The 15114-nt window shown below is 46.5% G+C and carries 11 protein-coding genes; 6 read left to right on the forward strand and 5 right to left on the reverse strand.

The features are described 5' to 3' along the window. The first annotated feature begins 112 nt into the window (after positions 1-112). Together ACO5JD_RS02555 and ACO5JD_RS02560 are read left to right on the forward strand one after the other, a co-directional pair. Positions 113-1078, forward strand: coding sequence for a DMT family transporter (locus ACO5JD_RS02555; protein ID WP_484987314.1), 966 nt, complete (start codon positions 113-115; stop codon positions 1076-1078). After that, entirely contained in the window at positions 1079-3196 is a 2118-nt protein-coding gene (locus tag ACO5JD_RS02560) for a HelD family protein (protein WP_484987316.1), read from the forward strand. A 994-nt stretch (positions 3197-4190) separates the two neighbouring features. Here the strand turns inward: ACO5JD_RS02560 and ACO5JD_RS02565 are convergent. From ACO5JD_RS02565 to ACO5JD_RS02585, 5 genes are all read right to left on the reverse strand, one after another. Further along, positions 4191-4694 (reverse strand): flavin reductase family protein, encoded by a 504-nt coding sequence (locus ACO5JD_RS02565; protein ID WP_021626737.1) that lies wholly within the window; start codon positions 4692-4694, stop codon positions 4191-4193. Between the two features lie 242 nt (positions 4695-4936). Continuing rightward, on the reverse strand, positions 4937-5626 hold the full coding sequence (locus ACO5JD_RS02570; protein ID WP_484987318.1) for a queuosine precursor transporter: 690 nt from the start codon (positions 5624-5626) through the stop codon (positions 4937-4939). 146 nt (positions 5627-5772) lie between these two features. Then, complete coding sequence (locus tag ACO5JD_RS02575) at positions 5773-7767, reverse strand: DUF2207 family protein (RefSeq protein ID WP_484987320.1); 1995 nt, start codon at positions 7765-7767, stop codon at positions 5773-5775. 2 nt (positions 7768-7769) lie between these two features. Continuing rightward, positions 7770-8321, reverse strand: coding sequence for a LemA family protein (locus tag ACO5JD_RS02580; protein WP_021626740.1), 552 nt, complete (start codon positions 8319-8321; stop codon positions 7770-7772). Between the two features lie 42 nt (positions 8322-8363). Next, positions 8364-9323 carry an NAD(P)-dependent oxidoreductase gene (locus tag ACO5JD_RS02585; RefSeq protein ID WP_484987322.1) on the reverse strand — a complete coding sequence of 320 codons (960 nt, stop codon included), beginning with the start codon at positions 9321-9323 and terminating at the stop codon, positions 8364-8366. 268 nt (positions 9324-9591) lie between these two features. Here ACO5JD_RS02585 and ACO5JD_RS02590 point away from each other — a divergent pair, with 268 nt between their 5' ends. The 4 genes from ACO5JD_RS02590 (at position 9592) to ACO5JD_RS02605 (ending at position 15039) form a co-directional block, all read left to right on the forward strand. Further along, a complete protein-coding gene (locus tag ACO5JD_RS02590) occupies positions 9592-11424 on the forward strand; it encodes an LTA synthase family protein (protein ID WP_484987324.1) in 1833 nt (610 codons plus the stop codon). 392 nt (positions 11425-11816) lie between these two features. After that, the gene (locus ACO5JD_RS02595) at positions 11817-12467 is read left to right on the forward strand and encodes a helix-turn-helix domain-containing protein (RefSeq protein ID WP_484987326.1); all 651 of its coding nucleotides are present in this window, start codon (positions 11817-11819) and stop codon (positions 12465-12467) included. Between the two features lie 509 nt (positions 12468-12976). Then, on the forward strand, positions 12977-13747 hold the full coding sequence (locus ACO5JD_RS02600; protein WP_484987328.1) for a YdcF family protein: 771 nt from the start codon (positions 12977-12979) through the stop codon (positions 13745-13747). 122 nt (positions 13748-13869) lie between these two features. Further along, the gene (locus ACO5JD_RS02605) at positions 13870-15039 is read left to right on the forward strand and encodes an iron-containing alcohol dehydrogenase (RefSeq protein ID WP_484987330.1); all 1170 of its coding nucleotides are present in this window, start codon (positions 13870-13872) and stop codon (positions 15037-15039) included. Positions 15040-15114 lie beyond the last annotated feature (75 nt).

The raw sequence follows: 15114 nt of genomic DNA on the forward strand, positions 1-15114 counted from the left end.
TCAGGTACTTGCAATCTATATATTGTAGCGCGCAGCACGGATTGACTGGGATAGCTGTAACACTCTGCAACAATGCTTACGCAAAATTGTATTTGCCGCTATACTTGCCCTCATGAAAAGAACAACTGCCTTCCCTGTATGGGTCTACAAACTTGCTCTGCTTGCCACCACGCTGATCTGGGGCGGTTCCTTTGTTGTGCTCAAAGGCGCCCTTGACACGATTCCAGCAACATGGCTACTTACCATCCGCTTTGCTGCAGCGGGGCTTCTTTGCATACCGATCTTTTGGAAGCGGCTCCGTAGCAATCTAGATTCTTCGCATTTGGTGGCAGGTGCACTCATTGGCATCTCGGGCGGTGCTGCCTACCTAGTACAAAATATCGGTCTGACCTATACAACACCAGCAAAAAATGCCTTTTTTACGGCAACCTACTGCGTGATGGTACCGTTTTTGTATTGGGCAGTAAAGCACAAGCGTCCTCAAGCGCATAATGTTCTAGCTGCGCTTTTATGTATCGTAGGTGTTTGCTTGGTCACACTGAGAAGCAGTACCAAAGGACTTGCAGGAGCCTTTACAATGGGCCTTGGAGACGCTTTGACTCTAGGTTGTGCATTACTTTTTGCTATCAATATTGTGCTGATTTCTATACTGGCACCCGCTCATGATCTGCCCACGCTCATTGTCATTCAATTGCTAGTATTTGCTGCGGTATGTGCAGTTGCAGGTATCGTTGCAAAAGACGCGCTGCCAACAATCACAACCTTTACTCCAGATTTGCTTGGCAAACTCGCCTTCCTGATTTTGCTGGGCACAGTCCTTGCTATCGTGATGCAAAATCTAGGACAAAAGTACGTTGACCCCTCTCAGGCAGCACTTATCATGTCTTTTGAGAGCGTATTTGGCGTTATCTTTTCGGTTTTGATTTATCACGAGACAGTAACGACACTTATGCTTGTAGGTTTTGCTTCAATTTTTGTATCGATCTTGGTCAGTGAGCTAATTGGTGGTCACAAGGAACGCAAAGAAAAGCGCAGCTGTACCCAAACAAGCACTGCCCCCACCTTGTCGGAGTACTAAATGGATACTTCAACTGTCAATAACACTGCTGAATTTGCTGCAGAACAAGCTCATCTCAATGAGATATATACCCAACTCATCACCCTGCGTGACGAACTAAGCGAGGAAATCGAGACCAGCCATCATGGCGCTCGTGAGGACCTTATTGCACTTTCTGAAGAGGTTCGCCTAAACTTTGGCAGTGCTGATGAAACCATGGAGACCCTTGCGGCCATCGAAACACTCAATTCCGTCATTGATACCTATAACAACTATCACGATATCTCGGTCGACAAGCTAGCACGCATTTTACTGTTGCTTGAACAGCCCTATTTTGCCAAAGTCACCTTGCGTATGCGCCCTGGTCGTCCACCTCGTGATGTCTATATCGGCACCACTGGCGTCACCGATCACGAAGCAAACCCCTTGGTTGTTGACTGGCGCAGTCCTGTTGCTGAGACCTACTACAATCAAGAAATGGGCAAAACTTCTTATATGGTTGGCGACCGTGTGCGTACGGTTGAACTGTTGCTGCGCCGCCAATTTGACCTCGTACGGGATAAGCTTCGCTCTTATTTTGATACCAATGTCGCTATCGAGGACGCATTGTTACTTGATGCGCTACGCCGACAGCATTCTGAAAAACTCCGCGCTATTACAGCCACAATTCAGCGTGAGCAAAACACTATCATTCGTCACGAAGACGTACCTGTATTGCTGGTATCAGGTATTGCAGGCTCGGGCAAAACGTCTGTGATGTTGCAGCGCATCGCATTTTTACTGTATCGCCAACGCGACAATCTTAATGCCAGTCAAGTGTGGCTTTTTACGCCTAGTCCGATTTTTGGACGGTATATCGATACAGTCTTGCCACAACTGGGTGAAGCAAATCCCAATACGGGCACTTGGCAGGATTTTCTTGCAAGCCTTGGATTGGACCAGCGTGGTGATGGTGCCGAAGGCAACGCAAGTCAGCTAGATACACTTGAGCAAGCATTGGGAACGCTGGAGTTTGAACCACAAGACTTCCGTGGCATCTCCATTGCAGGTGAGTCCATCCTCAAACCAAGCCAAGTAGGATCTGCTTGGAATTCCTTCGCAAAATTCCCTGCTGGTCCACGTCGTACCGCGCTTTCAACTGACAAAATGCACGAGGCTATCGAGCGTAAGTTTGGCCGTATGTCACGCGAGGAACGCTGGCAAGAGGAACTTATTGGACTGGATATTGACGAACAAGTTGAGATCTTTGGTCACAGTATTGATCCTGATAGCGAAGAAGAAACTATCGCGCTTACTCGTGAGTTTATAGCCACGCGATTTGCCGCAGCACACACCGCTGTCGATGCACTGGAGTGGTTGCGGCTCGACCGTATTGGCACACGAGTTCTCGGTACAGAAAGCCTTAGTGGAGCAGAGCATCTATGGCTACGTCTACTTATTACAGGGCATGGTGCCGAAGACGCGCGCTATGTCGTGATTGACGAGGTACAGGACTACGGCGTGGTGCAACTACACGTACTTGCACGTTATTTCCGCGGAGCTCATTTCTTAATGCTGGGCGATCCGCATCAGGCAACGCGTGAGCATTCTGCAAGCTGGAACGAAATCCGTGAAGTCTTTGGCGGCACCACACAGATTAAGGAAGCAAGGCTGCTCACAAGTTATCGTTCTTCTCCTGAAGTTACAGCACTTTTTGCGGATCTTCTCTCCGAAAAGGAACAGGCACAACTCACCTCGGTACAGGAATCAGGAATTGAACCAATTATTAAAGCTTGCAGCAATGACGACTATTTGGGCATATTGCAAGCCACTGCCAAAAATGCCGCTCAAAAGCCTGGGCTCACGGCAATTATCTGTGCTGATAGACAGCGTGCGCATTGGCTCGCACGTCAGTTGGGCAGTGACGTCAAGTTGCTCAGTCATGATGAAGCTTTGCCTGTAAAAGGAGTCATCGTAATGGATCTCAAGCTCGCTAAAGGCTTGGAATTTGACCGTGTCATCATTCCTGATGCTCAAATGGAAGTGTATCCCGACACTCCGATTGCGCGTCGTCGTCTCTACACTGCCATCTCACGTGCAACTCATGTTGTCGAAATCTACTCCCAAGGCAGCATGAGCACGCTACTTCAGCGCCCGTAATCCATCACAATTCCCTTGTCCGCATTTGTGAGCCGCGAGGTTTATACTTCCTTGCTCACGTTTGTTCTCGCAAGGTTTGAATACGCTTACCTCCTGCGAGGTTTAATCACCAATATAGGGATATAGTGCATATTGCCTGCACTGATGATTATGTGATTGGAGCTCCCATGACCTATTCAGAGATGCTCAAGGAGTTCCCCACAGATGAACAGGTAAAACGTTGGAGATATATCTTGCAGCACAAACGAAAGGAGACGCCCTAGGACCTGCTCGCTGGGGTGAAGGAGTAGTGCGGGCAGAATTTCATCACAGCACTCCCTATCCTTTTTCTATCGACTAATAAGGGCGTATCTGGTGCAACTCTGTCATTCATAAACATTGCAAGCTCTGTTATATATAAGAAATGCAACCATATACACTTTTTTGCCTATATCTCTCAGGTAGATGTCAATCTGTTCCACCCTAAGGTTGGGACAGCATAAAGCAGAGCGTGCAAAAAGAGTGCGCATCTTGCTAGCAACCTACGGTGTGGCATGCCATGTGGCAGACGCCACGCTTCATTTCATGCTGGGAGCCAAACGCCACGTTCCGTTTCATGTTCGTGCGCCCTGCTTGCCAAACGCCACGTTCTACTTCAGTCCAAGTGTCAAACGCCACATTTTACTTCACTTTTTTAGCCAAAAGCCACGTATCTCTTCACGCCCAAAAAAATTTACCTGCGCAAACGTCAGGTCCTTTGAAATAGAACGTGGCTTTTGACATTTTTTCTGAAACAGAACGTGGCGTTTGACACGTAGGGCTGCTCCAACTGAAAGAATCCGTGGCGTTTGGCAAGCGGAAGGATGCTGATTGAAGCAGAACGTGGCGTTTGATAAGCAGGACCACGCCGCTTGAAATGATGTGTGGCTTTTGGCAGGTAGAACCACTCCAGTTGAAACACTGCAAGCGCTGTTCTATATAAGGAATGCAAACAGACACACTTTTTTGCCTAATATCACGCAATATAGGAAGAGGCTTTCTTGGGAGTCTTGCCTTTGAGCGTGCTGTGATAGTAGGCGTAAGTCAAGGGCGGTTCATCATTGAGGTTTTGCGCATCAACAAGCTCACCCACAAAGAGCATATGCGTTCCCACATCAAGCTTCTGAACAACCCTGCAGCAAACAAGACACGCAGCGTGCTCAGGGCAATACGGATCGCCATCAAGCGTCTTAAGACATTCCACCCCATCATACTTGTCAAAATCGGTTGACGTACGGAAGCCAAAACGACCAATAAAGGGCATATCAGCCGTCTCGGTCAGAGCGACCAACGCAAAGTGGCCTGCTTCCTCAATCACGCTCTCAGTGTGGTTTTCTTTGTTCACTACAACCTCTACCTGCAAAGGCAGCGATGTCAGCTGCAGGCCGGTATTAATAATGCAGGCACCATAATCATCTTCAGTAGCTGCCGATACTACATAAAGACCCGAACTAAACTTAAATAAAGCAGTTGCGTCCATACTTCCTCCCCAAGCTCTTTTTGTTGAGCAAGCAAACCAGAGCCGCCCCTCTGCGACTGCTGTGACGGAAATCTCCGCTTTCAGCAACTCATATCAAAAGTTGAGGTTTTGCTTTCTGCTCTAGCGTAGCAAAAGCAGAACGGTAAATTATGCGAATGTCCGCTTTTTCGGCGCACGTAAAAAATCAGCCGAGAGGCAATAAGCTTCTCGGCTGATAAACACATCTTATGCAAGCTTACATCCTAGGCAATAACTGGTTCGCCTTCGCCCATTACACGGCGCGCCAGATACAAAAAGGGCGTATCAATAAAGCTGATAATAGTCTCGATAACTGAGACACTGATAATCATAACAAGCAGGTCGGGCATGCTATACAGACCACCAAAAGCAAGGAACATAAAAGCAAAATTCTCAATTACGTTTGCACTTGTATCGGCAATATTTTCGCGTAGCCACAACAAACGATGTCCAATGCGATCGCGCAGGCGACTATAAATCTGAACAGACAGCCAGTTGGCAGCAACCAAGCAAACTACACTTGCACCCGTTGTACGAATTGACATCGAGAACGTTGTCATCAGTGCAGGCATTGCCATATCAAAAGAAGATGGCTGGTATAGCAGGGTAATCTGCGCACCAATAATATAGGTAAGCAAAGCCGCCACCTGCAGTTTAACTGCTTTTATGGCAGCCTCATGTCCATATACCTCATTCAAAATATCAGTTGCCAAGAAATTTGAAGCAAACCAAACGTTACCTAGAGTCGAGACGACACCGACAAAGTCACACATAACGCAGGCCTGGATCTCTGCCAAAATCGACGCAACTGCCATCCATACATAGAGACCAGGTTTGCCAAAAAACTTTGCAACCATTACCAAAAGTGAAAAACAGACCACCGATTCAGCGGCAAGCATGAATACGTTGTACATCTAGTTCCCCCCAATAGTGTTCCTTCGTACCACACGGGGGCATATTTTCGCATAATTGTGCGGTGCACTACAACACAAACATGACCCTAAAACCCCTACTTGAATAATAAGAGTCAGCACCGTTGTGGTAAAAAGCTCTGTCAAAATTAGCGACTAAATCCGCCACCGCCGCCACCAAAGCCTCCGCCTCCACCACCAGAAAAGCCACCGCCACCGCCAAAGCTGCCGCCTCCGCCACCACTTGCAGCGCTTACCGCGTTACGGGCACTATCAAGTGTGTTGTTAAACGCATGCGAAAAATAATCGCTACCAGAAAGCCTCGATGCGCCAGCAACACTTCCCTGAGGATGGCAGTACCAATAACGACTACCGTCGAAGACAGGGTCAGCCCAAATCTCGGGAGCAATCTCATTGAGCTTGTCAGCAAGCTGTTCAGAAATACCAAAGATATAAGCGTAAACAAAAAGTTCACCCCACACTTTGGCATCTGTCACTGCACGCCCTTCCACATCGGTAAAGTCGCACAACCAACGCTTGAGCGCCTTGGAATGAGCTTGAATTTCGCTGGCTTCACGCGAACGTCGCGGCATCGCAAAGGCAAGCGCAAACATAAAGACGGCACCTGGCAGCATTCCTAACAATGGACTGAAGTTACCCATAAATACCGAAAACATCACCACGGCAAAAAAGAGGAAACTCGAAAGAATGATCATGATATCCCTAAGGTTTTCTCCCTTCTTTTCAAAATAGACAGCACGTATAACGGGAGCATTGATGGCTTCCTGCCACCTTTCTGCTGCCTTGAGGAAGACTTCGGGTTGCTTGTCTGCAAAGTCCTCAATCTCATTAAAACTAATGAACTTTTCGCCCTGTGCACAATCATTGAAAATAAACCTCAGCGTTGCTTTATCGATAGCATCAAGAGACTCGTAGGCGGCTGTACCTTTGCCCTCCACCCATTCCAAACGATACGTTTGCTCATTGCTACAACGGCCAAATTTGCGACGACGCATATAAGCAGCAGGTTCAAGTCGCACAATTCCCCTGTTGCTGAGGTGCATCAGGCTTGCCACAACATCGTTGATATCCTCATTATTCCAACGCCAAATGCGCGCAATAATCGCTGGGTGCAAGTCTTTATCGGGTACATCGCGCCAATATTCTTCCTTAAAATCTGGCGTATATTCTTTGCCATAACGCAGAAAAAGTATCACGCTGGCTACAATCATTCCCAGTGAAACCACCACTGGCACAATAAGCATCAGCGCACTTACAATGCGTTGTTTTGTCGCATCGGACTGCCATTGCCTCTCTTCTTGCTCAATTTTCGGACGAATCTTTGTGCTGTGTGTCCGCGCCTCACTCACATTTGGTACCCAAGTTTGAGGAAAGGCGATGCGCATTTCAGCGAAGCTGCCAGTGCTTACTCGGGGAATGCTATAGCCAATCGTCCCTTGTTTGTTAAAGTTGACGCTGCCACTTAAGTCTCCATGGCCAAAGGCAAGAACATTGCTGCCACCCTTGATCTGCTCACCTGTAGCTATCGGCAGATGTACCGTCGCTGTAATATTGTGCGTATCAACGTCCCAACCAGCGGGAATAAACTGCCAGTAGAGCACTCCTTCATCCGCATAGCGATCAATTACATTGGTATAGCTAAAGTCAAACACAAAGGTCTTGGTACTATCTTTTGTCGTGCTAAAAGCATAGATAGTGTTATCAGCCTCATCGTAGGCAAAATGCCCACTCGCAGGACCGCCACTATAACGCCAAGTTGGCATAAACTCAGTCTGTTGAAGAGCAGTTTTCTTGCCATTTGAATCAATAACCGACACTCCATGGAGCACAACCTCGCTACCTGCGGGTGGATCTAACTTCTTTGCTGTCAGCGTAAATTTACCTGCAAATTCGTACTCACGCGCATCAACCACATGCAGACTGCCATCCGAGCCCACCGTCGCATCAATGGTATCGCTGAGACAACGATGTTCGTGAGAGGAATGCAGCCATATGCCACCACCTGCAAGTGCCTGACGACCCAGCTCTACTATCGCAGGAGATAGTGAGCTAAACAGCATGGCAAAGACAAAAACTGCGAGTATCGTAGGTTTGAAATGAAAGCGTTTGTTTAAGCTAGCCATGGCTAAAACTTAATCTTGGGAACAGCGCTGGCGCTTTCCGCAGCCTCAAAAAGACTACGTTCTTCAAAACCCATGGTACCCGCAAAAAGCACGGCAGGAAAACTCTGAATGGCATTATTAAAGCGCATTACCGTGTCGTTATAACTTTGGCGCATGTAGCTTACCTTGTCCTCGGTGCTCGACAGCTCGCCCTGTAGCGCAAGGAAGTTGGTATTTGACTTGAGCTCAGGATAGCTTTCTACTACAGAAAATAGCTGTCCCAAACCTGCCGTTAGCTGGTTTTCTGCCTCCACACGCTCACTTGCGCTGTTTGCGTTTATGCAATTCGCACGCGCTATGGTTAGTTTTTCCAACGTTTCTTTTTCATGCGCCGTATAGCCTTTGACTGTCTCTACGAGATTTGGAATCAAATCTAGACGACGCTGCAACTGCACATCAATTTGCGACCAAGCGTTATCAACACGATTGCGCAGTTTTACCAGCTTGTTATACGTTAGAACCACCACAAGTACGATAAGTGTTACAACTACCGCAATAATCAAAATGCTTGGCATAACAACTTCCTCTCTCTCCTTGAGCGGGAAAGCTCTCCTTTGCTACTCAGCACACAGGCGACGTGCAGCCTCAACCGCGTGAGACACCATCTCTCCCACCGCTTGTTCGGTATAAAACGCCATGTGCTGCGTAAGTACCGTATTGGGAAATTGGCGCAGATACGCCATATCCCTATTAGCAACAATATCGTTGACAAGACTGTGATGATAGATGGATGCTTCGTTGGTAAAGACGTCCATTGCCAACGCGCCGATTTTGCCTGTCTCGATGCCTTCAATCAAGCTGGGGACATCCATGAGTTCGCCGCGAGCAGTATTGACCAGCACGACACCATCACGCATGCGAGCAATAAAGTCTGTGTCCACCATACCCTGCGTATTGCTTGTCAAAGGCACATGAAAACTTAAGACATCGCTTTGGGCAAGCAGATCTTCTAAGCTGACTGCTTGCACATCAGCGGGAACGTCACGAATACCCGCTGGATCGTATGCAAGGAGCTTGCAGCCAAATCCCGAAAGACGCTGCAATACCGCACGACCAATACGCCCCGCGCCAACAACGCCCACGGTGAGCGAAGATAAGGTACGCCCCTGGAGTCCTGCCAACGAATAGTCATTGACGTTTTGACGATACACCGCTGGCTTATATTTGCGCAGCGCGATGAGGAGCAACATGATGGTGAAATCCGCTACGCTATCAGGCGCATAGCTGATATTCGACACCGCAATTCCCAGGCGTTGAGCTGCATCGAGATCGATATGATCCATACCAATAGAGCGAGTAACCAAGCAGTTTACGCCCTGCTCTTTTATAGCCGCCAAGAGGTTTTCATCGTAGTGAACACGTCCAAGAATGAGCACGGCATCCGCACCATTGCAAGCATCAAGGTTATCTGCAGTCAGAGCATCTGATCTCAACTCGAGCTCAATGTCGGGCAGCTTTGCCTGCCGAGCAAACTCAGCTTGCTCATCAGCTCGAACTTCAAAAGCTACGATTTTCATAACCTGCCCCTTTGCGGAACTTGTACGTCCCTATTATCGTACCGTTTTTATATACGATTTCTGACTTTAAACACTAATGAGGCGAAAGCATATGAAACCTGTTAACTATCAAGATATGCTTGCTGGACAGCTGAAAGAATGTCCACATAATTACGTGTCACGGTCTCCAATTGAATCTATATTGTGTGAACCTGCTACTGTATAAATCTAAACGGCTCACATAAAAACCCATGTCGCAGCCAAATATAAGCTCTCGGCAGGAGGAACTATGACAGCACTCCTAGCTATGATTGGCACTTGGATCCTCACAGGAGGTCTATTTGCAGCAGCTGATATTGCAACTGCCAAAAAACGAAGTTGGAAAAGTTGTCTGGGCCTATTTATTGAGGATGCACTACTTGTAAATCTCGCAACACTTTTTGTGTTGCGCTTTGGATTGGCCTACGAAATTATCATAGATCCCACCTCATATCTCACATCCTTCTGTTGGAAATATATACAGCTTGCCGTAGTTTGCGGCGTACTATATCTGCTCACAAAACTTAGTATGCGCGGAACTTTGATGAGTAAACCAGACCACGAAAGTGTTGGGCACAAGCGTACCATTCTGATGGTAATTGCCTTTATTTTTGCGTTTATAGGATCAGTTGCCCTATTTGGAGCTTACTGGTTTCATGACTATACTGGCGAGATGACCGCCGAACAGATTCTTTTCAATTTTGCCTCACCTGTTGGAGGAGCCCCAAAAGCTGCGATGCTCGATATGTACTCGCGTCCCGTGTTTTTAGTTGTATTCACTATGAGCTTGCTGGGTATGTTGCTAGTTGTGCCAGTAAAAATTAGCATTACAGCAAGCAGGCACACGCTCTTTTTTACTCGCAAGCAACGTCAATTTTTTACTATAGTTGTATGCTTCATTCTTGCAATTTTTGGCATAAGCTATGCGTATCAGACCCTCCACGTTGACGATATGATCAAGCAATACAGCACTAAGAGCGGCTACTTCATTGATAATTACGTTGATCCAGCATCAGTCAAACTGAGTTTTCCAAAGCAGAAGCGGAATCTCGTGCATATTTATGTTGAGTCGGTTGAAACATCATATTTGGACAAGGCTCATGGAGGCTACATGGATAAAAATCTTATGCCTGACCTCATGGAGCTTGCACAGACAGGGATACATTTCTCCCATACAAATTATGCCTTCGGTGGTCCACATCAAGTTTGTGGAACGGGCTGGAGCGTAGCCGGTATGACCAATATGAACTTTGGTATTCCGCTCAAGGCACCAAGAAGTATGAATAGTTATGGACAAAATGGCAAATTCCTACCAGGTGCTATTGGTTACACCGATATTCTCGCTGCTCAAGACTACAACGAAACTATTACGTTTGGAGCAGATGCACACTTTGGAGGGCTCGATACATTCTATAGCACACATGGAACACAAACCATCTTTGATCTCCACTTTGCAAGAAAGAAAGGGCTTATTCCTCCCGATTACATGGTGTGGTGGGGATTTGAGGACAACAAGTTATATGAATATGCAAAAAGTGAGATGACGCGCCTTTATAACGAAGGAAAACCGTTCTGCTTCATGATGGAAAATGCTGATACACATTTTCCTGATGGCTTCAAAGAACCCGAAACCAAGGACATATTTGGCAATCAGTATGCTAATGTTATTTTTCACTCTCAAAAGCAAGTAGCTGATTTGATTAGATGGATTCAGGCACAACCCTTTGGGTCCAACACAACCATCGTAGTTACTGGTGACCATCTTTCTATGGATGGTAACTTCTTCAAGGGCTGGGATCCAAGCTATGAGCGTACTACCTTCAACATGTTTATCAATCCTGCGTTTACCAACAAGGACTTTCAGACAACAAATCGACAGTACACATCCTATGACTATATGCCTACCATTCTTTCCTCATTAGGAATAGCAATCGAAGGAGAACGTCTGGCATTGGGTACTAATCTTGCTTCTCAAAAACAGACACTTGTTGAGCGTGATGGTCTTGACCATGTCAACGAGGAAACTTCGCTCTACAGTGATTTTTACGTCGAAAACCTTTTAACGAAACCTGACAAAAAATAGTTTTCCACTGTTATTTCACGTCTCACTCTGCTATTACAACGGGATCATATTGTCAAGCTACATTTCGAGCTGTCGGCACGAAAAGCTGAAATAAGCGCTGACAATTGGGTGGGATTTAGGATAGAAAGCCAACTCCCTAGCAAACGTTAACACTGAGAGGGAGGAGGTAATCTCGGTCATAAGAGACATAACGGATATCCAAACGAAAATTCAAATATTGTCAAGGCTCTGCTCGCTCGGGCCAAAAAGAGTCTGTTCGTTCGGATTGAATACCTGCAATAACTGCACATGTACAAAATTCTTGACAAAAAATCTTCTCTTGTAAAACAGTTTTGATAGACCTCGCATGCCTGTTATTTCAAAATCTATAGTGTAAATAGTAAGGGGCAAACATGGATATAGGTACACGCATCAAACAAGCAAGGAAAGAAGCAAATATAACCCAAGAAAAGGTTGCCGAAGTGCTTGGAGTAAGCAGGCAAACCATATCAAACTGGGAAAACGAAAAATCCTATCCAGACATACTGAGCGTCCTTAAGATGAGTGACCTTTACAACGTTAGCCTCGACTATCTGCTGAAAGGAGAAGTAACCATGAACGGCTATCTGAACTACCTTGATGAAAGCACAAATACGGTAAAGAGCAGGGCAAAGTTATCTAAACTCATACTGCTGATGTCTTATTTAGTAATCTGGGCTATAGCAATTATCGTCTTTTGGATTTTTGCTATAAAAGAACCCGACGGTGCCATGGGATACTCACTAATGTTTCTTTGGGTCATTCTCCCCGTTACTACCTTGGTTATCTCGTACTTTATTGGTAGAAATAATTACGGGAAAAAACGGAAATGGGCTAGTAGTATCGGATTTGGCATCATGTATATGCTGTCAGAATATGCCACATTTAGCATGGCAAACAACCTTTCCTTTAATAAGATTAACCTGCCGGAGTTTTCCATGCTATGGAAAGGTATTGCCATTTCGCTTATAGGTATTGCACTGGGCCATTTGGTTTTTACAAAAAGCAGGACGAAACAAAACTAAGCTTTTTGTGCGATATAAACCCATTTGTACCCGTAATAACTATCGGTACGAGTGGGTTATTTTTACCACTACGCTGATGTCCTGGATCACTGCTTTATAGCTGGTTGCACTCATGTTCTGCCAAGACGGCATCTTTCTTCAAAACCAAGCGAGTAAAGTCCTCAAAAAAACTACTCTCTTCTGCTGCATCTCCAACAAGATTAAAGAGAGCTTATAGAATCCAGTACTTCGTGCGTACATTGAACGTTGCAGATATGGATATCCATGGCTAGGGATCTCACAGCACATACGACGTAGCGGAAAAGATCTATCATGAATTCATTCAAGGGTATTTCGGTGCAAAGGATTGCAGTGTGTTTGCAGCCGCTACCACTGAGGTGTCTTCCTCTTCCATGGGGCAAGCGCATTCGCACCTTTGCTGCCAGCCTGTCTTAGAGTGCGTAGTCGAACTAAGAACCCAGCACGTACGCCATGCGGAAATCAACAAATTTCACGTGAAAGGAGGCACTGTGCTTGCAAATATTCTTTTAATTATGGGCGCACTTCTTGCTGCTTATGGTCTCAGCATCATGCTGGTGTGGTCAGGCACGATCTTCTTTTTGGTATGGCTTGCGTTAGCAATGATCGCCACAGGTATAGGTATCATGATGCGTCGAGGACTGTGGCAGCATCTCCCTTCTCTACTTCGCAAAGCGCTAGGTGTAGCCACTATTATAGGGCTGCTTGTTGTGATAAGCCTTTCAAGCTATGTGATGCACAAATCCAGAACTTCCACGCCCAATAAAGCCCCCGACAACTTAGAGTGGATTATCGTTTTAGGTGCGCAGGTGCGAGGAGATGGCAGCCCTAGTACGGTGCTACGCTATCGGCTTGATTCGGCAATCGCCTATCTCGATACACATCCCAACTGCCAGGCTATCGTTTCAGGCGGACAAGGTCTTAATGAACCTACTTCTGAAGCTGAGTGCATGGCAAATCATCTACTGAGTCATGGAATTGCACAGGAGCGCATCGTGCAAGAGGCAAAGTCTCGCAATACCGTTGAGAATATTTTGTTCTCAGCTCAAGTACTTAAAGAGCATGGAGCTAACCCGCACCATGTTCCTATTGGCATTGTGACAAATGACTTTCATACGTTCCGCGCCACAGCTATAGCACATAAGCAGGGTCTTAAAGCTGCTGTTGGGATTTCTGCTTACTCACTGCCATGGTACTTGCCAAATAACCTGTTGCGCGAGTGTCTTGGCATCGTAAAAGATACCATTGCTGGCAATATGTAGCAGCCACCTGACTAATGACACCATTTCACGTGAGGACTTTATGAAATAAAAGATACCTGATCTAAGAATCCAATTAATGTGAATTTCTCTTTAGAGTTTAAATTCACGATATGGGGGATATCATGCTCAACTTCAAACACGACATTCCTACAAAGCTCTATTTCGGTAAAGGTCAACTGGAGCATCTCACCGAAGAGCTCAGTCGCTTTGGCACAAAAGTGCTACTCGCCTATGGTGGAGGTTCCATCAAGCGCACTGGTCTGTATGACAAAATTAGAGTAATGCTTGATAAGGGCAATTTCACCGTCTTTGAACTGGATGGCATCGAGCCCAATCCCCGTATTGAAAGCGTGCAGCGTGGCGTTGAAATCTGTCGCGCAAACGATGTTGAGGTTATTCTTGCTATAGGCGGAGGCTCTACCATTGACTGCTCCAAGGCTGTTGCTGTTGGCACCTTCTACGAAGGTGATTTATGGGAAATGGTCACCAATAGCAAACCTGGGCGTAAGGCGTTGCCGCTCATAGATGTACTGACTATTGCTGCTACGGGTTCCGAATTTGACGGTGGTGGTGTTATCTCCAACCTCACCCTTAACGACAAGATGGGCGCATCGTTTACTTATCCTGCAGTGTCTTTCTGCGATCCAGAACTCACCTTTACTGTGCCTGCTTATCAAACAGCTGCCGGTTCTGCTGATATCATGAACCACATCTTTGAAGGCTATTTCTCAAAGACATCCGACAGTGATTTATCCGACGGTATTGCTGAGACCATCCTTAAATCTGTCATCAAGAATCTCCCTATTGCACTGGCCACCCCAGATGACTACACTGCCCGTGCCAATCTCATGGCCAACTCTTCCGTTGCCTGCTCTGGCATTCCCGAATATGGCAAGCAGAGCACCGCATGGCCTTGCCACGCCATGGAGCATCAGTTATCTGCCTACTATGACATTACACATGGTGTTGGTTTGGCCATCCTCACCCCACGTTGGATGCGCCATATCTTGGCTAAAGACTCTACTATTGCACTCCCCCGCTTTGTACGCTTTGCCCGCAACGTGTGGGGGTTGGAGGGTGATGATGAGATGGCTCTCGCAAAGGCCGGTATTGACCGCCTAGAGCAGTTCTTTGGCGAAGTGGGCATTCCTATGACTCTTACCGAGTTGAATATTGATCGTACACACTTTGATGAGATGGCTGCCAAAGCCAATAAGGGCAATCGCCTTGCCTCTGCCTTCGTACCTCTCGATGAGGAAGATGTAAAAGAGATCCTTGAGGCCTGCCTCTAAATTAAATTGGGCTAAATAGAGGTTTATCGTAAGCGTCAAAAGCAGAGTATGTCTGTAGACAACTCCGTGAGTAAT

The organism is Olegusella sp. (genome assembly GCF_057238325.1).